This window comes from Nocardia sp. NPDC055002 (assembly GCF_053608825.1).
On sequence record NZ_JBSGWE010000001.1, the window covers coordinates 638,305 to 660,071 of the forward strand.

Below are 21,767 nucleotides of genomic sequence, written 5' to 3' on the forward strand. Positions count from 1 at the left end.
CCCCTCCCTTCGACAACAAGCGGTTACACGGTGGGAACCAGGGACGCTTGCGCGTCCCGCAGCCAATTCAGGGTGCGTTCGATGCCATTCGGCAGGGCGGTGGTCGCCTCGAGGATTCGCTCGGCGCGGGCGCGGGCGACATCGAGGCAGCTGCGGCGCACTTCACCGTCGCGAGCGGCGGCATAATGCGGCAGCCACGCGGTCGGTTGCAGGCCCGCGGCGGTGCGAATCGCGTCGACCAGTCCGTTGACGGTGATCTCGACCCCGGTGCCCACGTTGTATTCACCGAAACTGTGCTGACCACATTGCGCGGCAGCGATATTGGCTTCGACCACATCGTCGACGTAGACGAAATCCCGGGTCTGCATTCCGTCGCCGTAGATGATCGGCGGACGACGTTCCAGCGCGGCCGCGCAGAAACGCAGCACGACACCGGCATCACCGTCGAGGGATTGCCGCGGACCGTAGACATTGCTGTATCGCAGGGCCACGACATCGATATTCGTGGTGTCGGCGAACCAGCGCCCGTATCGTTCGCCCGCCCATTTCGCTAAACCGTAGGCCGACGGTGGATCGGGCGCGGTCGCCTCGGGTGTCGGGTAGTGCGCGGACTCGCCGTAGATCGCACCGCCGGTCGAACTCAACACCACGCGCCGCACCCCGGCGGCCGCTGCGGCGGCCAGCACACTGACCACACCGACCACGTTCTGCTCGGCGTCAGTCACCGGATCCGCGATCGAATAATGGACGCTGACCTGCGCGGCGAGATGGAACACCACATCCGGATGAAACCGCTGCATGATCTCGCGAACGGTGTCCGCCGATCGGACATCCGCACTGACCAAGTCCGCGCCGCGATGCAACGCCGACTCGAGATTTCGAACATTGCCGTGGCTGAGGTCGTCCACCACGAGCACTTCGGCGCCGCGTGCCACGAGCGCATCCGTCACATGCGAACCGACAAATCCGGCTCCTCCGGTCACCAACGCACGCATCACTCAGGCCCCCTGAGAAGAAGTGGTCGAGAACCATCACGAGTGGATGGCTCGAGTTGTGAACGATGTTGTCCTACACGCTATTTCGGAACATCTGCCGAACCCGACGGTCCAGTCACCGTAACACGCTGTTATCCAATGATGTTGCAACTCAACAGGTTTCAATATTGCGTTCACAGGGCGAGTCGTGATGTGACGCCGGGTCGAGTATCGGACACAGTCGAGGGGGTGCCGGCGACGAGGTACCCGGCCAGCAGATGCGCTGCGGAATCAGGGGATCACCGGGCGCGGGCGCGCGCCGAACGGGACATGAGCGACGCAGCTCTCGTTCCTGTCTTGCTCTGCGCCACACTGTGTTTGGATCGAATCAATCGCATTACGCACAGGTGGGTAATCGGTCGATCAACGGCAGGAGCGATCTCATGCGCGGCACCGTCATTTACGCTCCCGGCGACGTCCGCGTCGAACAGCTGCCCGACCCCCGGATCGAGGCACCGACCGATGCGATCATCCGCACCGTCGCGACCTGCGTGTGCGGCACGGACCTGTGGGTCTACCGCGGCATCGAGGCCGTCCACGAACCGCAACCGATGGGCCACGAATACATCGGTGTCATCGAAGAGGTCGGTACCGAGGTGCGCACGCTCCGGCCCGGCCAGTTCGTCGTCGGCTCGTTCGCCACCTCCGACAACACCTGCCCGAACTGTCGCCACGGCTACCAATCCCGCTGTGTGCACCGCGCATTCCTGAGCACCTGCCAGGCCGAATACATCCGTATCCCGAACGCCGCGGGCACCCTCGTCGCGCTCGACGAGACCCCCGATCGCCGCCACCTCCCCAGCCTGCTCGCCCTCTCCGATGTGATGGGCACCGGCTGGTACGCCGCCATCGCCGCCGAGGTACGCCCAGGTGCGACCACCGTAGTGGTCGGCGACGGCGCGGTCGGGCTGTGCGCGGTGCTCGCCGCCCGGGAACTGGGCGCCGAACGGATCATCGCGATGAGCAGGCAGCCCGCGCGACAGAAGCTCGCACTGGCGTTCGGTGCTACCGATATCGTCACCGAGCGTGGCACGGAGGGCGTCGCGGTAGTCCTGGAGCTCACCGGCGGCATCGGCGCGGACTCGGTGATGGAATGCGTCGGCACCGGCGAATCGGTGACCCAGGCTCTCCGATCGACCCGCGCGGGCGGGAATCTGGGCGTCGTCGGCATTCCCCATGATGTCGAACTCGACAGCGCCGAGATCCTCGCATCCGCGGTGGGGGTGCGCGGCGGCGCGGCCCCCGTGCGCCGGTTCCTTCCCGATCTCATCGATCGCGTCCGCACCGACCGTATCGACCCCGGCCGAGTCTTCGACCTCACGCTCCCCTTGGACCGGATCGCCGAGGGCTACCGCGCGATGAACGAACGCCGAGCCGTCAAAGCCCTGCTACTACCGTGAATGCCGAGCAACGGCGCTGCGTTGCCTTGGCCTCGGCCACCGATATTGTCGCGGGGCGCGGGAAGCATTCCCGCGCCCCACTGGTTGCCGTTGCTCGCGCCCCGATTTCGAAGCGTGGCTCCTGCCGAATCCGCTACTCGCGTGCGGCGTTCGCGGTCGTGATGAACTCGATCTGCGCGGGTGAGGGTCCGCAGAACTCGCTCTCGATCCGGTCGGACTCCTCGGCCTGCATCCGGTACATGCTGTCGCGCAGACCGTCGTCGCCACCGTGGAACGCTTCCAGCAGTCCCATCCACCGAGCCGCCATCTCCTGCGCCTCGGGTGAGGTCGGGTCCATGCCCGCCACGATCGCCGCGTCGACCTGGGGGATCAGCACGGCCCAGTCCGCTTCGGCTTGCTGAATGCGCTGTTCACCGAGTTGTTCCCGGCGCAGTGCGAGCTGGGTCAACTGCTCTTCGGTGAAGTATTGCTTGATGGTGTCGTCGACCATGACGGTCCTCCTGATCAATTCCAGGAAGTGATCCGTGGATGCGTCCGACCGGCTTTGCGCGGTGGCGGTCAGTGCCGCGACCAAGGCATGCAGATCCCGGGTCGCGGCCAGTTGCGCCGCAAGATAGTCGCGGTGAGCGGCCAGTACCTTCGTCATCGCCACGGAGCCCGCGAGCAGATCGGCGATCTGGTCGAGCCCCAGGCCCAGTTGACGCAGGGCCAGCACTTGATACAGCCGCTCGACATCGCTCGCGGTGTAGAGCCGGTGGCCGGTGCCGGAGCGTTGCGCCGGGTGTACCAGCCCGATCCGGTCGTAATGATGCAACGTCCGCACCGTCAATCCGGCCTCGGCCGCGAGCTCACCGACTTTCCACACACGCTCGGTTCCGCGCTGGTCCATCCGCTTCATCCCACTTCCACCGGCGCACTGTGCGCCGGTGTCACCGACGGTAGAACCTGACGTTACGTCAGGTGCAAGCCCGAATACGCCCGCCGAATCCAGAGGTCACCACATCGCTAGACCCGATCCAGCGCCTTCCACGGCTGCGGCGGAAGTTCGGCGACGATGCTGTCGCCGGGTCGGACCTCGCCACCGGTGACGACCACGCCCATGATTCCGGCCTTACGCACAAGGGTGCCTGCCGCGTCGTGGTGGACGAGCTGCTTCAACAGCCCGTCTTGGAACCTGTCGATCTGGACGCACGGGTTGCGCAGGCCGGTGATCTCCACGACCGCGGCGGAACCGATCCGCAGCAGCGCCCCCACCGGAAGTGCGAGTAGATCCAGGCCGCTGGTGGTGATGTTCTCACCGAGATCGCCGGGGAATACGGCGAATCCGTGTTCGGCGACCTCGGTGAAGAGCTCCTCGTGCATGAGATGAACCTGCCGCAGGTTCGGCTGGGTCGGGTCCTGGGCGACACGAGAGCGGTGTTTGACCGTTGTTCCGGCGTGGACATCGCCCTCCACACCGAGTCCTGTCAAGAGCCGAATGCTCGGTCTGGTCGGCTTGGTGAACGAGTACTCACCGTTGCTGTTCACCGCGATCACTGTGCCGCTCATCGTGTTTCGTGCCCCTCGTCGTTCGAAACGTCACGGCGAGCGTAACCCCGCACAGTGCCGTCTATCCGGTGGTTTTCGCCTCAGCGAGGGGTGGGGCACTGGCCTTCGTAGCGGCTCAAGCCGAGACCGTTGGCCTTCTTGCTGCGGCCTACGGGGCCGTTCTTGGCGGAGCGGACCCAGGTGCCGTCGGTGTCGAGGACGGGCATGCGTTCGCTGAAGGCTCGGCTGTAGTGGATGGTGCCGTCGACAGTGAGGATGCCGTCACGCACATCGATATGGGCGACGGTGGCCCAGAAGGAGCTCTTGCCGTTGCCGATGACGACGGTGATCTGGTCGGCATCCTTGTCGGGGAGGCCGTCGGGGCCGGGACGGCCGTAGCGGACGCGGACGCGGGGGTTGCCGAATTTGTCGATGGCGCCCGCGCCGTTGTCCACGGATTGGTAGACGTTGAGGAGCAGATCGCCGTTCTCGGTGGGGCGGACGGTGACCTGTTCGGTGGCGGGGAGGTTGTCGGCCCCGGGGCCGCGGGTGTCGCCCTGGTGATGGATGAACGGCCACCGCGTGATGTCGCCCTGGTGGCCCTTCTCGCCGCTGAGGACCACGTAGTCGCCGGTGATCTCGTTGCGGCAGAAGAAGTACACGTCCAGGTCGCCCGTACCGAACTCGGTGACACGACCGTTCGCGTCGTATTTCGCACCGCGGCCGTCCCACTCGAGGCCGACGGTCAGGACGTAGCCCGGATCGCCCTTGCGCAGGTCGATCGTGGCGCGGCGATCCGGCGAATCCTTGGTCAGCACGACATCGACTTTGCGTAGATCGACCGAGGGCGCCGGGAGTGTAACACTCTGGGGCGCAGGCACTTCGGCCACGTGCGAGGACACATCGGCCGGTTCTTCGTCCGCGTCGACGACGATGCCGTGATCGGTCGCGAACGCCGCCAGCCCGGCGCTGTATCCCTGACCGATCGCGTCGAGCCGCCACCCACTCCCCCGCCGATACAGCGCCACAGCTTGCAGCACCGTTTCCGAATCCAGACCCGGCGGCACGAAACTCACCGATTGACTGGAACCGACAGCGGAGACCCGCAACCCGGCGACCGCCCCGAACTCGATCCCCTGCGCCTCCGTACTCCCCGTGATCACCACCCGATGAATCTCGGCGGGCAATGCCGAAAGATCGACCGCGACAACAGCATCGGACTCCAACCGAACACCCGACGCTGCCGGATTGTTGAAGAACACGAAGTCGGCATCGGAACGCACCTTGCCGTCGGCGGTCAACAGCACCGCCGCGATGTCCACCGCCCCGGCCGGGCTGTCGAGATCCAGGCGCACCGTGTACCGCCCGTCGACGAGATCGGTCTTGGACCCTTTGGACACCTCGACCATCGTTGCCGCACTCCCACTCATGATTTATGCCCTCCACCGGTCGGCTGAGCCCCACGGTACCCGCCGAGCCTGCCATCGGGTCTGCGTTCGATGACCGGCACGGACCTGTAGGTATGTCCAAGCACGGGCGGAAAACCGTTGGGTTCGGTCACAGATCGAGGCGCAGCGGTAGCGGGAGTGGCGAGTGTGTCGTTGACTGGCTGGATGGACGTCCGTGAACTGATCGACCGCAAGGCGGGTCGTCGGGTCTCGGTGGTGGTGCCCGCGCTGGATGACGAGGACACCGTCGCCGGGGTGGTTGCTTCGGTGAAGTCGCTGCCCGATGGGCTGGTCGACGAGTTGATCGTGCTCGATGCCGGGTCCGCTGATCGCACCATCGCGCGGGCGCGCGCCGCCGGGGCCGAGGTCTTGACCCGGGAGGAGGCGTTGCCGGGGGTGGCGGTGCGGCCGGGCAAGGGCGAGGTGCTGTGGCGGTCGATGGCGGTGTGTACCGGTGATCTGATCGTTTTCCTGGACGCGGATCTCGTCGAACCCGATCCGATGTTCGTGCCCACCTTGCTCGCACCGCTGCTCGCCGACCCCCACATCGCCCTGGTGAAGGGCTACTATCGCAGGCCGATGACCGATGACGCCGACGGGGGTGGCCGGGTCACACAGCTCGTGGCGCGCCCGCTGCTCACCGCGCTCGCACCCGCGCTGGCCGAGATCATCCAGCCGCTCGGCGGCGAATGTGGCGCCACGCGTGCGTTTCTCGAGCAGATCTCCATCGCCGGCGGGTACGGCGCGGAGATCGGGATCCTGCTCGATTGTTGGCAGCGGCGCGGTTTGTCGGCCATCGCCCAGGTCGACCTCGGGATCCGCGTGCATCGCAACCGGCCGACACACGAACTCGCGGTGATGAGCCGCCAGGTCGTGGCGACTCTGCTCGACCGGCTCGGCATCCGGGATTCCGGGATCGGCCTGGTGCAGTTCCTGCCCGGGGAAACCGGTTGGCGGCGAACACCTTCCGAGGTCAGCCTGGCCGACCGGCCACCGATGTCGCGCCGCATCGCCGAGTACCGCGACATCGCCTGACACACGTGAACGCCGGCCCCGCGAGGGACCGGCGTTCACGCGTCACACAGCGACGAGACCGAAGTCGAGCTTCACCAATTGGTCGGCGCAATCGAAGTACCGGTCGTCATGGGTGATCACGATGACCGTCTTACCGCGGCGCTTCAGATCGGTGAGGATCTCGTGGTAGAACACGTCGCGGAACCGAGGCTCCTGATCGGCGGCCCATTCGTCGAAGACATAGATCTGGCGGTCTTCGAGCAGGGCGGTGAGCAGGGCCAACCGCTTGCGCTGCCCTTGCGACAGGTCGACGGTCGACAACCGGCCGTCCCGCACCGTCACCTTGTGCGCGATCTGCAACTCATCGAGATAACGCTGGACTTCGGCGTCGATACCGGGGCGGTCGAAACCCAGGTAGTCCTCGAACAGATGGAAATCGGTGAACACCGCCGACGAATTCTGCCGGTACCACTCGATGTTGTCGTGGTCGATCCTCTCCCCGTTGAGCGACAACGACCCCGAGCGTGGCACATACAGACCGGTGATGAGCTTGGCCAGCGTCGACTTCCCGCTGCCGTTGCCACCGACGATGAACGTGATCTGGCCCGGTTCGAAAACCAGGTCGATCGGGCCGAGGCGGAAACCGGCATCCTCGGACTCGTCGAGCCCGGGCGGCGGAGCCAGCGGGCGCACATCGACGCCACCGTGGTCGACCCAGTTCTTGCCGTTGACATCCACCGGACCACCACCCGGATGTGCGCCGGGGTGGGCGGGATGCGGATGCCGCGGCCTGCCGTCGCCCTCGCGCGGCGGCATCCCGGGACGCGGCGGATGCCCACCCGGCCCGTGCGATCCCGGCGGAGGTGGCACCTGCGAGGGCGCCTCCGAGCGATAGATGTAGCTGACGTTGGTCAGTTCCAGCTTGGCCTCCCCTGCCGCTGGACGCTCCGAATACGGCAGCGACTCCTCGTCGTGCAACGTCGTCATCGACAGGTTCATCGCCCGGATCTTGGCCAGCGCCACATCACCACGCAGCAGATCGGGGATGCGGTGCATGAAGTTCTGCATCGGCATCGCCAGGAACGTGGTGACCAGCACGTAGCCGACCATCGTCTCGCGCGGCAGATCCAGTGCGGCCGCGATGACGAACAGGATCAGCGCCATCGTGGCCAGCTGCAGCGCCTGGCCGAAGCCTTGGGCGTAGGAGAACTTCGAGCCCGCGTCGGTGTTCTGGTCGCGCAGCGTACCCGCCGAACCGAGCAGGTGCCGGTCCATGAAGTCACGACGACGACCGCGGTGCAGCTTCAGTTCCTTGATGCCGAGGGTGACGGCCTGGAACGATCGCAACAACGCGTCCTCGTTCTCCCGAGCTTCCCGGTAGATACCGCGGACGCGCTTGAGAACCAGTTCGACACACGCGATGCCGACCAATGTGCCGCCGACCGTGACCGCGAAAATCGGTCCCGAGACCACGGCGAGGAACACGAAGCAGCCGACGATGGTCGCCACATCCACGCAGATCGAGGGAATGGCGGTGACGGCCTGCGACAGCGAACGCACGTCCTCGGTGAGCGTCGCCATCAGGCGGTGCATGCCGAGCCGTTCGAGGTGTTCCAGTGGGGCGGAGACGATTCCGGAGCTCAGGTCGCTGCGCAACCGGTAGATCGCGTCCTGGGACAGCCGGATCAGCAGAACCTGCGACAGCACACCGCTGACGAGGATCACCAGACCCGTGCCACCGAAGCGCAGCAGCAGGTTGTCCGGCTGTGGGCGCGGCGAGACGACCGCGTTGATCAGCGTCACCAGATAGGTGTTGGCGGCGCCGCAGATCAGGCCGGCGGCGACGACGGCCGCGATCCTGGCCGGCGACAGCGCCGCGAGAAAACGGAGCAGATGCATAACCTTCGGCTCTCAGCTTCGGATGACATCGAACACGATGCCCTCGAGGGTGACACCGGGTGCGAACGAGAACGCCACACCGGTAGAGATCGGTGCCGCTGTCTGTGCGTCGCGGATCATCCGCTCCAGCACGAAGATCAGCGAGACACTGAGCATGTTGCCGTGCTCGGCGAGCACCGCCCAGCTCGGCGCCGCCAGCTCGGCGGGAATGCCGAGCGAATGCGCCGACTCCTCGATGATGCGGGGACCACCGGGGTGGATCGCCCACAACTCGATATCGGACTTGCAGAGTCCGTTGCGCGCCAGCACTTCCGACACCACCGGGTCGACACCGCGGTAGATGTAGTCGGGCAGGCTGGTCGCCAGTTCGCAGGTGATGCCCGCGTCCTTCACACCGAGCACGATGCCGTCCTCGGCGTCGTCGAACAGGTGGCTGAAGCTGTCGCGGATCACGACGCTGCCGGCCGCGAGCGGCTTGTGCACCTGGTTGGCGCCGATCACCACCGCCCCGCAGCCGTCACCGAACAGGCTGTGGGTGATCACGTCGTTGACGTCATCGTCGAAAACGGCGTTGACCGAACTCAATTCGATGCACAGCACCATCGCCTTCTTGTCCGGGTGGGCCCGGACGTAGTCGACGGCGGCGCGGATGCCGTTCATGGCCGCGGCGCAACCCATGAAATTGATGACCATCCGGCCGACCTTCGGCGACAGACCCAGCTGCTTGACCACCGCGACGTCGACGCCGGGGGCGATGAAGCCGGTGCTGGTCACGAAGATCAGCTGGCCGATGTCCTCGGCCGGGTTCGCCAGCCCCGCGACGGCGCGCTGGGCGACGTCGACGGCGAGCGGCACGGCGTGTTCGAAGAACAGGTTCATCCGCTCCCGGATGGTGCCGGGCTTGCGGCTGAACTCGAGGAACTCGGGGTCGAGTGGGTCGATGGCCAGGTGCCGGGTGTCGATCCTGGTCTTGGCGTAGATCCGCGGAATGCGCTGGCGCTGAGCGGGATCGGAGAACAGTTCGGCGACCCGGCCCGCGTTCACGGACTGCTCGACGACCAGCGAGGGCGAACCGGTGGCGACCGCTTCGATCACGCCGACGGTCGTCGGCGGCGTGGGTGGTAGCAGGTCGTGCCCGCGCTCGACGTCGGGCGTGCGGAGCAGGTCAAAGGAAACAGACACGGGCACAAATCCTTTCGAGACAGATCAGAGGTGGCAACGGCCGGGTCAGACGGTTCCGATGCCGGAGAAGCCCTGCGCGGTGTAGACGACACAGGTCTTCAGCGCTGATGGTGCGCAGTGTTCGCGCACGAAACCCCACCGGTTCTCCTCGGCCTCACGGGAGGGCGCGAGCAGATAGGTCCGGCACAGCTTGGGGAAACGATCTCCGAAGAAGCTCTTGGCGGGCAGCCACTCCACGCCGAACTTCGCGGCTTCCTCACGCACCACGTTCTCCGAGGCGATATTGGCAAAACCGCTGCGCTGGAACGGAAGTACGTGATGGGCACGGTGCGAGCTCAGGCCCGCCGAGAGGAAGCAGTCGACGTACTTGTTGCCGACCACGGTCAGGTCGTAGGCCTGCTCGAGCTGGTTCACCGCCCAGTCCTCGGTCTCGGTGTGCAGTTCCTCGGTCGGGATCTCGAAGTCGTGGCTGGCCACCACCATGAAGGTGCTGATCCACAGCGTGATCACGAATTGCAGGCCCCAGGCGAGCAGGTCACCCGCGATGGCGAAGGCCACGAACTCGGCCACCAGCAGGAACCGCATCCCGAACGAGCCGATGAAGTGTGGCAGCGCGCCACGCCAGCTGCCGTACATGTCCTTGATGCCCACCTTGCGGGTGAGCCTGCAGACATCGAGGAGGCGAATGATCATGCCCGTCAGCAGATGTCCGAACTTGTGTACGGTGTGCACCGGCACCCGGTACAGGCGCGGGATCTGCATCATCATCGTGAAGACGTTCTTCTTGATGTCGACTTCACTCTGGGTGTGCGGGTGGTGCAGAAGTGCGTGCCCGTCGGCGGTGACGAAAGACAGCGCGACATAGTTCATGTCGAAGGCGTTGACCGCGTACTTGTTCAAGCCCTTCTGCGCGCGGTGGATCGCGTAGTGACCGAACCCGGCCAGCGAGCTGCGCAGCAGCACCATCGCGATCACGAAGGCGGGCAACGGCATCCAGCTCGTGTCGTAGAGACGCAGCGCCTGCACGGCGATGTAGGCGAAGATCAGCACGCCGACGACGATGTTGAACGCGCGGTCCATCCGCTTCAGCCGGGCCGCCAGCTCGGGTTCCTTGAGCCGGGCCTTCACCTGGTGCAGCAGATCGGCCTTGTTGTCGAACTTGTACTTCGGGGTGTCGTCCCAGCTGTTGAAGCCGTCCTTGAACAGGAAGTCGGGGGCGTTGTTCTTCGGATGGATGTCCTCGGGCGTGGCATCGCGACCGAGACTGTAACGCTCGATCATCCGCGCGATTTTTTCCGGGTCACGGTGGTAGGAACCGATGATCGAGGTGATGTCGCGATTTTTCGTGCGGCCGATGAAGAATTCACCGCCTGGATGCTTGGAGATCCAGTCACTCAGGTCGTAGGCTCTGCCGTTATAAACCCATACGTTGTTGACGGGAGGCCGACCCCCCGGGCCGGGCGGTGGCGGGAGCTCGCGCTCCGCTTCATCAGGTCGATCATCGATCGTCATTAGTTCTTCCTCCGTGTCCGATCGGCGTCCGATGCGTGTTGCCTGCCGACCAGCGTCCCGACACGTATAGTCCTTGTGGCGCCTTGCATCTCGCTGAACATTCTCTTATTGGATGCGCACTCGTGCGTTCGTGATTCGTTTACCGCGGGCGACACCCAGACGACACACCGGCCCGGGGCTGCGGAGGGCACTGCGTGCCAGGCTCCGCTGACCCCGGACCGGTGTGGGTTGATCCGGTATTACCGGCGAATATCAGCCGGCGGGCTTGATGATGTTGACCGGCTTGGCCCAGTTCGACAGACCGACGGTGACCTCGCCCTGATCCTTCTTCACCACGGCGCGAACAAGATTCGGGCCGTCGCCGGTGGACGCGGCGTCCGAGGGCTTGGTCGAATCGGAGGCGGGCGGGGCGGTGTCCTGGATCCACACGGTGATCGGCATGGTGCCCGCGTTCTGACCGATGCGCGGCACGATCGGGTCGATCACCGCGGAGTCGATGGTGCCGGAGACCTTGACGGTGTTGATGCCGTCGATCACCTCACGGCCCTCGGTCTTCGCGTTCTGGATATTGGCGATCACATTCGCGATGCCCTTGTCCTTGTCCAGGATGACGCCCGGATCGTAGACCTTCTCCGCCGGACCCGACGGCACGTAGCGGCCACCGGCCTGGGTGTAGAGGACCTTGTCCACCACAAGGAACTTCGCCTCGGTGAATGCGGCTTCGGGGGTGAGCTTGACCTTCGCCTCGCCCATCGCCGCGCCCGAGCCCTGGGTCTCGTTGGTGACATCGGCCGACACGGTTTCCACCGGCAGGTCGGGCAGGTTCTTGACGTTGATCTTCAGGTGCACGTTGTGCAGGGTCTGCGTGGTCTTCGCCGACTCCTTCACGATCTGTGCGCCCTCGGGCAGCTGGCCGGTGGGCGCCGGACCCGCCGTGGTGGCCGAATCGTCTTTGGTGCAGCCGGATACGAGGGCCGCGCAGACCGCCGCCGCCGCGACGACCGAAGTGATGCCGGAGCGTCGCGCGAAGCGCCGACGCGAGGTGGGGTTCGGTGTCATGTGGATCAAGTTTCATCCCCTGGAGATGGTCGTATATCGGTATAGGGCAGCCGAAGACCATCGTTCATCTCGTGCTCCCCCGTCGGCGATAGTACCCGAGGAATTCGATTTGCGAGATGTCTCGTCGCGCTATCGATTACGGGTATCCGAACCCCGGGGCGAGACGGCGTTACCCCAGGTCATCCCGGTACATGGAACCGCCGTCGATGATCGTCGGCCGGGCGCCGCCGCTCGCCGTCCGACATCGCCAGCAGCACGGCGAACTTCGCGGCCTCGGCATCGTCGACGGGGGTGAAGATCTGGATCCACTCGCCGTCGGTGGCGGGCAGGCTCATGATCGTCAGGTGCATCGCGAGGTCACCCACCGCGAGATGCTGGATCACCTTGACCAGGTTCACCGGCACCGCCACGTCGTTGCGGGCCCACATCCCGGCGAATTCGGCACTGGCCGCACACAACTCGTCGATCAGTTCCTGCCACGCCGGGTCATCGAGGTGACGGACCGACGCACCGCGCAGGTAGGCGACCATGCGGCGCAGATCGTCGACGTTGTGCCGATAGGGATTGCAGCACTCCGGTGTCACGAACACGGTGCGCAGCACATTGGCGTCGGGGCGGGCGAGGCCGGGAAACAATGCGCGATAGGCGTCGTTATAGGCCAGGACGTTGTATCGGGAATCGAGAAGCACCGCGGGCAAGGGTGCGAGCTGGTCCAGGATCATCGGCAGACCCGGCGGCATCGCCGGCTCCACCGCGGCAGCGGGCACCGACGGCACATCCGCGAGGCGATAGAGATGCACCTTCTCCGCGTGATCCAGGCCGAGGGTGCGCGCCACCGCGTCGAGCACCTGCACACTGGCGTTGATCGGTCTGCCCTGCTCCAGCCACGTGTACCAGGTGACGCCGATGCCGGACAGCTGCGCGACTTCTTCGCGGCGCAGACCCGGCGTTCGCCGCCGCGACCCTGATGGCAGACCCACATCCCCCGGGGTGATCTTGGCGCGACGGGACTTCAGGAACGCACCGAGTTGGGCTCGGCGCTCGGTGCTCACCGAGCGCATGTCGACCACTTCACTCATCCCATCATCGTCGTCCATGCCGATCCTGGTATCCAGGTGGTGCCGGTACCCGGATCAGCTTGCGCTGCGTCGAATTCGGTGCGTGCACAAATGCCGGTCCCGGCCGGTTCGAGCGCCGGATCACCGCTGCGCGATCAGTAGATTGTGGGCAACTCGACGCCCTCAGGAGGTTCCGCCGTGGCGGTACACACGCACACCCTCTCCGTGGCTACTGCCGACGGCAAGGCCGATTCCTTCCTCGCCTACCCCGACGACAACGCGCCCCACCCCGCGGTTCTGGTGTTCTCCGACGCGTTCGGTCTGCGGCCGGTGGTGCGCCGTGACGCCGAACGGCTCGCCGCCCATGGCTTCACGGTCCTCGTTCCGAATCTGTTCTACCGCCACGGTTCCGCACCGGTGGTCGACCTTCCCGATTTCATCGGGGGCGATCGGCGCGGTGAGATCTTCGGTGTCCTGCGCCCGCTGCTGACCGCGTTGACACCCGAGCTCGTCGTCGCCGACGCCGCCGCGTATCTGTCGTGGCTGGCGGAGTCCCCGCTGACCACGGGCAATCCGGTGGGCCTGTCCGGATATTGCATGGGCGTGCGCCACGCACTACACACCGCCGCCGCCTACCCCGACCGCGTGGCCGCGGTGGCCGGCTTTCACGGCGGCCGACTGGCTACCGAAGACTCCGCCAGTCCGCACGCCGTAGTCGACCGAATCACCGCCGAGGTGTACCTCGCGCACGCCAACGCCGACCCCGGCCTCCCGCCGGAACAGATCGAACAGCTCGACGCCGCCTTCACCGCCGCAGGCACCGTCTTCCGCACCGAGGTGTATCCCGGTGCCGGCCACGGCTTCACCCAATCCGACACCGATGTCTATGACGCCGGGGCCGATGCCCGCCACTGGACCGAGCTGACCGGCTTGTTCGCCCGCGTCCTGCGCTGAGCCTGTTCCGCAGGCCGGCCCGCGGGTTCGGTGACAACGGTGGCCGGTGGACCACCGAAGACCATCGGTTGTGATCAGCGATCCGGGTTCGTCGCCCGAGCAGCCACCAGTTCGGTGAAGGCGGTGGCGACGAGCGCGACGGAGTGATCGGTGTCCGCGCTCAGCGCCCGCAAGGTCGCCAGTGCGCGGGTGCCGGGCAGCTCCACCAGTGCTTGAACGAGCCGGATACGGATGGCGGCGTCGTCTTCGTGTGCGGTCAGCGCGGCGGTCAGCGCGCCCAGAATTCGATCTGCGGATTCCGGGTCCTGCGACAGCGCGCCGAGCACTTCGCCTGCGTCGACATCGTTGGTGCCCGCGATCACCATGGCCACCAGGATCGGCTCGGCCGCTCTCATCCCGCGGCTTCCGGCGGCCAGGGCGGCGGGCCCGCGGACAGTCGGGTTCGGGTCGTCGAGTGCGGCGGTGAGCAGCGCGGTCGCGGCCTCGCCCGGAATTTCCGCCACTGCCAGCACAGCCCGGCGCCGGACCTCGACATCGGCGGCGGCCAGCCCGGGCGCGAGCCCGGCCAGTCCGTCCTCGCCCGCCCGCGACAGCGCCCAGCGCAGGGCGCCTGCCATGTTGGGTTCGGACTCGGTGAGCACGGCCGCGGCCAGCATCTCGGCCGGCACCGGCGCGTTGTCGGCCGGGTTCAGCACTGCCTGCAGGCGGCGGTGCGGGTCGGTCGAGCCGAGTGTGCGCACGAGTTCGACGATGCGTAGCGCGTCGTGCCAGTCGCCGGGCTCGGCGTTCTCGACAGCGCGCAGACGTTCGAGTAGTTCGCGCTCGCGCACCAACCGTTCCTCGGTGCGTGCGATCAGATCGCTCACCAAGGTCTGCGGCGTGAACGATCGATCTGCCAGTACCCGGGCGATTTCGCGCAGCGAAAGGCCCAGGGAGCGTAGGCTTTCCACGTGGAAGATGCCGCGGATGTCGGCATCGGAGTACTGGCGGTAGCCGCCGACGGTGCGCCCGGTGGGCCGCACCAGTCCGAGCGAGTCGTAGTGGCGCAGCATTCGGGTGCTGACTCCCGAGCGCCGCGCCACCTCGCCGATCAGCACGGTGCGCCGTCGAGCGCCGCGACTCTTTTCGCCGCGTCGATGTCGGGATCGAAGGCCGCCTCTGGGTCGCGCAGCAGCTGCTCGGTGGCCTGTGCGTGGCCTCGCACGTGCGGGTCGGTACTGACGGCCGCCCGGTGGAGCACGGTGGTGATCACCTCACCCAGTGTGGCCAGCGCCCGGCTCAGGCTGCGCCGGACGTCACGATCACCGCGCCCGAATTGGGTGGCCAGTTCGGTGGCCAGCGCCGCTCGCTCGGCATCGGGCACGAGAACAACCGCGGCTCGCCACGCACTGCGGGCCACGTCGTCGTCGGGATCGCGCAGCAGCGCGGGGGTGATCGCCGGCCAGAGTGCCGGATCGCCGATCTTGGACAGGGTGTGCAGCGCTTGGCTGCGGGCCTGGGCACCCCCCGATTCCAGCTCGGCGCGCAGCCGCGGCACGGTCTGCTCGCGGGGGAGCCTGGTCAGTGCCCAGGTGAGCATGTCGCGGACGAAGAAGTCCGGCTCCACGGCGCAGCGGTCGATCAGGACTCCGAGCAGCGCCGGGTCAGAATGTGTGCCCGCGGCCAGGGCGGCCCGCAGCCTGATCGACGCGGTCTCCGCGCTCAATGCGGCAAGCAGCCGCGGGTCTACCGAGTGTGCTGGTGTCGAGTTCATGGGAACCACCTCCTGCCTCCAGTGAAGACGTTGTCACTGTGTCAGGGTCAAGCGCTCGATCGTGTCACGATGCTCAGCCGTGTCGCGAGGCCCGAGCCGTTGGATTCGACTGCCGAACGTGCCCTGGTGGACGAATCGATCCTCGGCGCCCTCGCTCAGGGGCGACTGTGCGACGAAAGCGCTGTGCCGACAAGGGTTTCCAGTGCCGCACGGGCGTTGGCAACGGCGATGCGGGCGGCGATGTCGGGCGAGAGCAGTGCGCGGGGCTTGTCGACGAGTCCCATCACCCGGTACAGAGTTGTCGCGACCGCGGTGTCACGCTCGGCGGCGATCAGCACCGGCTCGAGCGCCGCCACGGCGGCTCGGACCGGCAACGAGACACTGGCGCTGACGTGTGGCATGGCGCCGTCGGCGATCACGGTGAGTTGCCAGGCGTTGTCGATCTCCGGCGTGACCGCCGTGTAAAACCTGGTGGCGAGATTCTCTGCACCCCGTGCGAGGCACTCGCGCAGCACGGCCATCTGGATCGCGGCGACGGTCATCCCCTGCCCGTAGACGGGGCTGAAGCTGCACAGGCTGTCACCGACCGCGAGCAGTCCCTCGGGAAAACGATCGAGGCGCTCGTAGCGGCGGCGCAGGTTGGCCTTGTAGCGGAAGGTCGAGATGTCGCCGAGCAGTTCACCGTTCTTGATGGCATCGAGCACGTCGGGCGGGGCGATGGCTGCGGCGAAGTCGACGAATCCTTCCTGGTCCCTCGGCGGCTCCTCACCGTCGTGGCCGATCAGCGTCAGGATGTGCCGGTTGCCCTCGACGGCGAACAGGGCGAGGGCACGCGGGGGGAGATCGCGTACACCGATCGTGACCAGTTTGTCGTGGGGCAGTGCGTTCGGCGGCAGCTGGATGAAGGCGCTGCGGTAGATGATGTCGATCGCGGTGCCTTCTTCGGCTGGGCGGTCGTAGCCGAGCTTGTCCAGCCATGAGGGGACGACGCCTGCTCGACCCATCGATGCCACGACCAGGTCCGCGTCGACGGTTTCACGCGCACCGTCCGCACGGTCCACGATCGCGACCCCGCATATCCGCGTTCCATCGGCGCTGACAACGAGCGACGCGGCATCGCACCTGTCCCGAATGGTGACGTTGGGCAGCGCCGCGACCCGCGTGCGAAGGTGCTGCTCGAGGTGCGGGCGACTCGCCTGAAAGGCTCTGTGTCCGGTCGATACTCGCTTGAGGGTCCGGCCGGCCATGGTGAAGCGGACTTCGCGCAGCGCGTCGCATTCGACGACACCGCTTGTTCGCATGTCCTGCCCGAACCCTGGGAACAATTCCTCGAGGATGTCCTTGCCCCGCGGCAGCAGCCCGTGTACATGACGCCCCTGCGGGACACCTTTTCGCGCCTCGGAAACCGGGAGCAGGGCATCCCGCTCGATCACCGTCACGGTCGAGTAGGCCTCACTGAGCACCCGAGCGGCCAGTAGCCCGCCGATGCCCGCGCCCAACACGACCGCGTGATCGCCGATTCTCCGCATGCCATACCTCCGAACGTCGTTGTTCCGAGTCCTGTTCATGGATCGAGTCCGGGATCCATCACTGAGACTGAATTCCAATATAGTCTCAGTGCTGATGTGGCCACAACCGGTCGTGTCTTCCCGGATCGGGAACAGGAAGAATGACCGGCATGACCAACGCGACGCAGTCGTCCTCCGTGCTCGTGGACACGGCCTTGGCGATGATGGCCGAGACCGGCCTGGATGATCTGACGCTGACCGCGGTCGCTCGCCGGGCGGGCGTCTCACGCGCGACCGCCTACCGTGAGTTCGGAGACAAGAACGGTCTCATCGCGTCCGTCAGCAAAATCGAGGTAGCCCGCATGATGAGCGCCGCCTACCTGGAGATCGACATCTTCACGCCGGTGCGGCAGCTGGCGAAAGATGCCGTGGTCTTTGCCATCCCCTACCTGCGCCGACACCCGGTGATCGCTCGACTGCGCGACCAGGAACCAGGATGGTTGCTCAATGTCGCGATCGAGCACGAGGGGTCGAAGCTCAACCTGATCGAAACCGTCGGCGCCTTCATCGCACCACTGCTGGCGGCCCGCGACGACAGCGCATCGCTGGCGGTCACACCGGCACAGGCGGCGGAGATCGCCGTCCGCACCGTGCTCTCGCATGTGCTGATCAAACGCAGCAGCCTCACCGACGAGCAGGTCGGCGACGCGGTAGCCCGGGCTATCAGCCGCTGATTCGATCCGACGCTGCAACGGATCATGGTATCCGTATCAGTGATCGCCGCATTTCTGTACGTCGTCGACCATGCCGATTCCGGTATCGATGTGGCGCTGGTGCCGGACAGCGACAGGCCCTGTCTTCGGTGAGATTCACCCGTTACGGGGGATACGGACCCATCGACGCCGGCTCTACCGTCGAAACCATGGCCACCACCTCACAGGTCTTGATCAGTGAGCAGGCCGGCGCCGAGAGCGACGACGTGATCCCGCTCGGCGCCGACCTCTCCCACCGCGCGTCCTGACTCATGTCCGAACTGCTGTCGGCAGAACTGAATCGAAGGGATATCCATGTCGCGCAAGCGCACTCACGTTCCTCAGGTCTCCCCGGCGTATACCGGGCGGCTGTCGATGGCGCCGGTACCCGCGCTGCGGATGCCCGAGGAATCGATGGATCCTGACGTCGCCTATCGATTCATCCACGACGAACTGATGCTCGACGGGAGCAGCAGACTGAATCTGGCCACCTTCGTGTCGACGTGGATGGATCCACAGGCCGAGAAGCTGATGGCGGAAACGTTCGACAAGAACATGATCGACAAGGATGAGTACCCCGCGACCGCGGCGATCGAGCAACGGTGTGTGTGCATGGTCGCCGACCTGTTCCATGCCGAGGGTCTGCGCGACGACGACCCGTCCAGCGCTACCGGGGTATCGACGATCGGATCCAGCGAGGCGGTGATGCTGGCCGGGCTGGCGATGAAGTGGCTGTGGCGCGAGAAGATCGGCGACGGGTGGAAAGGCCGCACACCGAACATGGTGATGGGTTCCAACGTGCAGGTGGTGTGGGAGAAGTTCTGCCGCTATTTCGACGTCGAACCGCGGTATCTGCCGATGGAGAAGGGCCGCTACGTCATAACACCCGAGCAGGTGCTGGCCAACGTCGACGAGGACACCATCGGCGTCGTGGCCATCTTGGGCACGACATTCACCGGCGAACTCGAACCGATCAGCGACATCTGCGCGGCGCTCGACAAGCTCGCTGCCGATACCGGACTGGACATCCCCGTGCACGTCGACGCGGCCAGTGGCGGCTTCGTGGTGCCCTTCCTGCATCCCGATCTGGTGTGGGACTTCCGGCTGCCGCGCGTGGTGTCGATCAACGTCAGTGGCCACAAATATGGGCTGACGTATCCCGGCATCGGGTTCGTGGTGTGGCGCGGCCCCGAATTCCTGCCCGACGACCTGGTCTTCCGGGTCAACTATCTGGGCGGCGACATGCCCACTTTCACGCTCAACTTCTCCCGCCCCGGCAATCAGGTCATCGGCCAGTACTACAACTTCCTCAGGCTCGGGCGATTCGGCTACAGCCTGGTCATGCGATCGCTCTCGCAGACCGCGCGCTGGCTCGGCGACCAGCTGCGCGAGAGCGGACACTTCGAGGTGATCACCGACGGCTCGGCGATCCCGGTGATCAGCTTCCGGCTGTCGGGCGACCCTCAATACACCGAGTTCGACGTCTCGCACGCGCTGCGCTCCTACGGCTGGCAGGTGCCCGCGTACACCATGCCGGACAACGCCACCGATATCGCGGTGCTGCGCGTCGTGGTGCGGGAAGGGTTCTCGGCGGACATGGCCAGGGCGTTGAGCGACGACATCACCGCCGCGCTCGGGCACCTCGACGCGCTCAAGCCCAACGGATACTTCGACCGGCTGAAGCCGTTCGCCCACTGACCCGCCCGAATCACCCCGCTGCGCTCACGCCGCGTGCAGATACACCGGAACAGTGGCGTGCCCGTTGGAGATGAAACTCGGCACGGGCGCCAGTTCGGTCAGGCTCGTGGCCAGGCTCATCCAAGGGAACCGATCGAACAGCGCAGGCAACGCGACAGCCGCTTCGAGCCGGGCCAGTGATGCGCCGATGCAGTGGTGTGCGCCGTGGCCGAAGGCGAGGTGCTGATCGCGGGTGGCACGGGTGGGATCGAACTCGGCGGTGTTGGCGCCGTGCACTTTCGGGTCGCGGCTGGCGCCTGCGTAGGAGGCCAAGATGGCCTCGCCCTTGCCGATTCGGTACTTCCCGGCGATGTCGATGTCCTCGACCGCGTATCGGAGGGGCAGGTGTGCCACCGGTGCCTGGAAGCGCAGCGTCTCCTCGACCACGTCTGCCCACGACACCTGCCCTGCGGCCACCGCGGCGCGCTGCTCAGGATGGGTGAGCAGGGCGACGATCGCTTGGTCGAGCAAATTGACCGTGGTCTCGTGACCGGCATTGATGATCAGCATCAAGGTGTCGACGAGTTCCTTCTCCGACAGCGCGGAGTCGTCCTCGTCGCGCGTGGCGATCAGCGCGCTGGTGACGTCGTCACCAGGATGCGCACGACGGTAGGCGACGAGTTCGCCGACCAATCCATACATTTCGAGATAGTTGGCCTGAGCCTGCTCGGCGGTGAACGAGCCGTCGAAGAAGCCGTCCACGCACTTGTGCAGCGCAGGCCCCAGCCCTTCGGGCACGCCGACCAGTTCGGTGATGACCCGGATCGGCACCGGATAGGCGAAGCCGCTTCGCAGATCGACCGGTTCGCCGGCAGGAGTGGCCGCCAGCGCGTCGAGCAGGTTCTCGGTGATCTCGGCGATCCGCGGACGCAGCGCGGTACTGCGGCGATGACCGAAGGCCGGGGAGACCAGTCGGCGCAGCCTGCGGTGATCGGCGCCGTAGGCGGTGAACATGTTGTCGACCGCTACCCACGGCAACAACGGCCACGCCTCGGTGATCTCGCCGTTGATGAACGACATCCAGTGCTGTCTGGGGTCCTTCGACACCCGAGGATCGGCGAGCAGACTCCGCAGCACTGCCTGATCGGTGACCGACCAGGCGGGCACGCCACCGGGCAGTTCGACCAGCGCCACCGGGCCACGCTGCTGAATGCGTGCCGACTCACCTTGGATGTCGGCACCGGTCGTATCCAGCACGATGGGTTCCATGAAAAATCTCCTCCACCAGGGTCTACGCCCGTAATCGACAGTGCCGCAGCCAGTTTCACCCGCCCGGTACAAACCTACCCTTCGTCTGGGCGATCCAGGGCACGAATTGAGGCGCCGACGGCGGAAGTTGATCGGTAGCCTCGTCATCGCGCGGGAAGGGCTACGGGCGCCCGGCGGTCTCCTCCGCCAGTACGGCCAGGGTCCTGCCCTGACTCTTCGGAAAGGACCACGATGAGCACGGAAGCACAGTCGCTGACCGCCAAGGATATCGAGTTCCTCGGACGCCCCCTCTACGGGTTTCTGTCCGTAGCCGGCGGACCCACACCACCCCAGCCCCGGCCGGTCTGGTTCGAGGTCACCGCCGAGGGCACGATCCAATTGTTCACGGCCCCGGATTCGGTGAAGGTCTCGCGATTGCGAAGCGACCCTCGCGCCTCGATCGTCGTGTCCGCCCCGGTGGGTGAGCGCGAGCGCTGGGTTTCCGTCGCCGGCCACACCACCATCTCACCCGATGGAGCGCATGACCTGCTCTCCCGCCTGGCCGCGCGATACTGGGACCTCGATGACGAACGCCGAGCCGACGACCTCACCGAGATGCGGGCCGCCGACTGGCTGCGCATCACCATCGAGCCCGAAGCCGTGAGCCGATACACGATGATGTGACGGCTGTTTCCCGTCAGGTCGATGATCCACTCGCCGTGCATCGGCACCTCGCTGATGG

At 66.1% G+C, this 21,767-nt stretch carries 19 protein-coding genes; 6 read left to right on the top strand and 13 right to left on the bottom strand.

Features of this window, described 5'->3' with window-relative positions; translation table 11 throughout:
• Nucleotides 1-23: 23 nt before the first annotated feature.
• Nucleotides 24-995 (bottom strand): NAD-dependent epimerase/dehydratase family protein, encoded by a 972-nt coding sequence (locus tag ACWF99_RS03045; RefSeq protein WP_378629538.1) that lies wholly within the window; start codon nucleotides 993-995, stop codon nucleotides 24-26.
• 422 nt (nucleotides 996-1,417) lie between these two features.
• Between ACWF99_RS03045 and ACWF99_RS03050 the strand changes: the two genes are divergently transcribed.
• On the top strand, nucleotides 1,418-2,434 hold the full coding sequence (locus ACWF99_RS03050) for a zinc-dependent alcohol dehydrogenase family protein (RefSeq protein ID WP_452534337.1): 1,017 nt from the start codon (nucleotides 1,418-1,420) through the stop codon (nucleotides 2,432-2,434).
• Between the two features lie 133 nt (nucleotides 2,435-2,567).
• On the opposite strand, the gene ACWF99_RS03055 is transcribed toward ACWF99_RS03050, so the two are convergent.
• The 3 genes from ACWF99_RS03055 to ACWF99_RS03065 form a co-directional block, all read right to left on the bottom strand.
• Complete coding sequence (locus tag ACWF99_RS03055; RefSeq protein ID WP_378629543.1) at nucleotides 2,568-3,323, bottom strand: MerR family transcriptional regulator; 756 nt, start codon at nucleotides 3,321-3,323, stop codon at nucleotides 2,568-2,570.
• Nucleotides 3,324-3,439: 116 nt separating this feature from the next.
• Nucleotides 3,440-3,982 carry an MOSC domain-containing protein gene (locus ACWF99_RS03060; protein WP_452534339.1) on the bottom strand — a complete coding sequence of 181 codons (543 nt, stop codon included), beginning with the start codon at nucleotides 3,980-3,982 and terminating at the stop codon, nucleotides 3,440-3,442.
• 80 nt (nucleotides 3,983-4,062) lie between these two features.
• Nucleotides 4,063-5,391, bottom strand: a complete 1,329-nt coding sequence (locus ACWF99_RS03065) for a TerD family protein (RefSeq protein ID WP_452534341.1) — start codon at nucleotides 5,389-5,391, stop codon at nucleotides 4,063-4,065.
• 156 nt (nucleotides 5,392-5,547) lie between these two features.
• Here ACWF99_RS03065 and ACWF99_RS03070 point away from each other — a divergent pair, with 156 nt between their 5' ends.
• Nucleotides 5,548-6,444, top strand: a complete 897-nt coding sequence (locus ACWF99_RS03070) for a glucosyl-3-phosphoglycerate synthase (RefSeq protein ID WP_378629549.1) — start codon at nucleotides 5,548-5,550, stop codon at nucleotides 6,442-6,444.
• Between the two features lie 42 nt (nucleotides 6,445-6,486).
• Here the strand turns inward: ACWF99_RS03070 and ACWF99_RS03075 are convergent, their stop codons facing one another.
• From ACWF99_RS03075 to ACWF99_RS03095, 5 genes are all read right to left on the bottom strand, one after another.
• Nucleotides 6,487-8,322: an ATP-binding cassette domain-containing protein gene (locus ACWF99_RS03075; protein ID WP_378658869.1), complete on the bottom strand. Its 1,836-nt coding sequence runs from the start codon at nucleotides 8,320-8,322 to the stop codon at nucleotides 6,487-6,489.
• Between the two features lie 12 nt (nucleotides 8,323-8,334).
• Complete coding sequence (locus ACWF99_RS03080) at nucleotides 8,335-9,504, bottom strand: type III polyketide synthase (RefSeq protein ID WP_452534343.1); 1,170 nt, start codon at nucleotides 9,502-9,504, stop codon at nucleotides 8,335-8,337.
• Between the two features lie 45 nt (nucleotides 9,505-9,549).
• Nucleotides 9,550-11,016, bottom strand: a complete 1,467-nt coding sequence (locus ACWF99_RS03085) for a fatty acid desaturase (protein ID WP_378629556.1) — start codon at nucleotides 11,014-11,016, stop codon at nucleotides 9,550-9,552.
• A gap of 252 nt (nucleotides 11,017-11,268) precedes the next feature.
• A complete protein-coding gene (locus ACWF99_RS03090) occupies nucleotides 11,269-12,075 on the bottom strand; it encodes an LppX_LprAFG lipoprotein (RefSeq protein ID WP_378629559.1) in 807 nt (268 codons plus the stop codon).
• Between the two features lie 179 nt (nucleotides 12,076-12,254).
• Nucleotides 12,255-13,154 carry a helix-turn-helix transcriptional regulator gene (locus tag ACWF99_RS03095; RefSeq protein WP_452534345.1) on the bottom strand — a complete coding sequence of 300 codons (900 nt, stop codon included), beginning with the start codon at nucleotides 13,152-13,154 and terminating at the stop codon, nucleotides 12,255-12,257.
• Between the two features lie 177 nt (nucleotides 13,155-13,331).
• Between ACWF99_RS03095 and ACWF99_RS03100 the strand changes: the two genes are divergently transcribed.
• Nucleotides 13,332-14,087, top strand: a complete 756-nt coding sequence (locus ACWF99_RS03100) for a dienelactone hydrolase family protein (RefSeq protein ID WP_452534347.1) — start codon at nucleotides 13,332-13,334, stop codon at nucleotides 14,085-14,087.
• Between the two features lie 74 nt (nucleotides 14,088-14,161).
• Here ACWF99_RS03100 and ACWF99_RS03105 read toward each other — a convergent pair whose 3' ends face one another.
• The 3 genes from ACWF99_RS03105 to ACWF99_RS03115 form a co-directional block, all read right to left on the bottom strand.
• Nucleotides 14,162-15,184: a MerR family transcriptional regulator gene (locus ACWF99_RS03105; RefSeq protein WP_452534348.1), complete on the bottom strand. Its 1,023-nt coding sequence runs from the start codon at nucleotides 15,182-15,184 to the stop codon at nucleotides 14,162-14,164.
• Nucleotides 15,178-15,840, bottom strand: a complete 663-nt coding sequence (locus ACWF99_RS03110; RefSeq protein WP_452534349.1) for a HEAT repeat domain-containing protein — start codon at nucleotides 15,838-15,840, stop codon at nucleotides 15,178-15,180. Before ACWF99_RS03110 ends, ACWF99_RS03105 begins: the two co-directional genes overlap by 7 nt.
• Nucleotides 15,841-15,995: 155 nt before the next feature.
• Nucleotides 15,996-17,369: an FAD-dependent oxidoreductase gene (locus ACWF99_RS03115; protein ID WP_452534350.1), complete on the bottom strand. Its 1,374-nt coding sequence runs from the start codon at nucleotides 17,367-17,369 to the stop codon at nucleotides 15,996-15,998.
• A gap of 149 nt (nucleotides 17,370-17,518) precedes the next feature.
• Between ACWF99_RS03115 and ACWF99_RS03120 the strand changes: the two genes are divergently transcribed.
• Both ACWF99_RS03120 and ACWF99_RS03125 read left to right on the top strand, forming a co-directional pair.
• Complete coding sequence (locus ACWF99_RS03120; protein ID WP_452534352.1) at nucleotides 17,519-18,082, top strand: TetR/AcrR family transcriptional regulator; 564 nt, start codon at nucleotides 17,519-17,521, stop codon at nucleotides 18,080-18,082.
• Nucleotides 18,083-18,415: 333 nt separating this feature from the next.
• Complete coding sequence (locus ACWF99_RS03125) at nucleotides 18,416-19,798, top strand: glutamate decarboxylase (RefSeq protein WP_452534353.1); 1,383 nt, start codon at nucleotides 18,416-18,418, stop codon at nucleotides 19,796-19,798.
• 24 nt (nucleotides 19,799-19,822) lie between these two features.
• Here the strand turns inward: ACWF99_RS03125 and ACWF99_RS03130 are convergent, their stop codons facing one another.
• Entirely contained in the window at nucleotides 19,823-21,046 is a 1,224-nt protein-coding gene (locus ACWF99_RS03130) for a cytochrome P450 family protein (protein WP_452534354.1), read from the bottom strand.
• Nucleotides 21,047-21,277: 231 nt separating this feature from the next.
• Between ACWF99_RS03130 and ACWF99_RS03135 the strand changes: the two genes are divergently transcribed.
• A complete protein-coding gene (locus tag ACWF99_RS03135) occupies nucleotides 21,278-21,709 on the top strand; it encodes a pyridoxamine 5'-phosphate oxidase family protein (RefSeq protein WP_378658843.1) in 432 nt (143 codons plus the stop codon).
• Nucleotides 21,710-21,767: the final 58 nt, after the last annotated feature.

Coding starts and splice junctions, on each gene's coding strand:
- ACWF99_RS03125 (WP_452534353.1), top strand. CDS start 18,416: ATGTCGCGCAAGCGCACTCACGTTCCTCAGGTCTCCCCGGCGTATACC.
- ACWF99_RS03075 (WP_378658869.1), bottom strand. CDS start 8,322: ATGCATCTGCTCCGTTTTCTCGCGGCGCTGTCGCCGGCCAGGATCGCG.
- ACWF99_RS03090 (WP_378629559.1), bottom strand. CDS start 12,075: ATGACACCGAACCCCACCTCGCGTCGGCGCTTCGCGCGACGCTCCGGC.
- ACWF99_RS03115 (WP_452534350.1), bottom strand. CDS start 17,369: ATGCGGAGAATCGGCGATCACGCGGTCGTGTTGGGCGCGGGCATCGGC.
- ACWF99_RS03055 (WP_378629543.1), bottom strand. CDS start 3,323: ATGGACCAGCGCGGAACCGAGCGTGTGTGGAAAGTCGGTGAGCTCGCG.
- ACWF99_RS03060 (WP_452534339.1), bottom strand. CDS start 3,982: ATGAGCGGCACAGTGATCGCGGTGAACAGCAACGGTGAGTACTCGTTC.
- ACWF99_RS03110 (WP_452534349.1), bottom strand. CDS start 15,840: ATGAACTCGACACCAGCACACTCGGTAGACCCGCGGCTGCTTGCCGCA.
- ACWF99_RS03135 (WP_378658843.1), top strand. CDS start 21,278: ATGAGCACGGAAGCACAGTCGCTGACCGCCAAGGATATCGAGTTCCTC.
- ACWF99_RS03085 (WP_378629556.1), bottom strand. CDS start 11,016: ATGACGATCGATGATCGACCTGATGAAGCGGAGCGCGAGCTCCCGCCA.
- ACWF99_RS03095 (WP_452534345.1), bottom strand. CDS start 13,154: ATGAGTGAAGTGGTCGACATGCGCTCGGTGAGCACCGAGCGCCGAGCC.
- ACWF99_RS03120 (WP_452534352.1), top strand. CDS start 17,519: ATGACCAACGCGACGCAGTCGTCCTCCGTGCTCGTGGACACGGCCTTG.
- ACWF99_RS03065 (WP_452534341.1), bottom strand. CDS start 5,391: ATGAGTGGGAGTGCGGCAACGATGGTCGAGGTGTCCAAAGGGTCCAAG.
- ACWF99_RS03050 (WP_452534337.1), top strand. CDS start 1,418: ATGCGCGGCACCGTCATTTACGCTCCCGGCGACGTCCGCGTCGAACAG.
- ACWF99_RS03045 (WP_378629538.1), bottom strand. CDS start 995: ATGCGTGCGTTGGTGACCGGAGGAGCCGGATTTGTCGGTTCGCATGTG.
- ACWF99_RS03130 (WP_452534354.1), bottom strand. CDS start 21,046: ATGGAACCCATCGTGCTGGATACGACCGGTGCCGACATCCAAGGTGAG.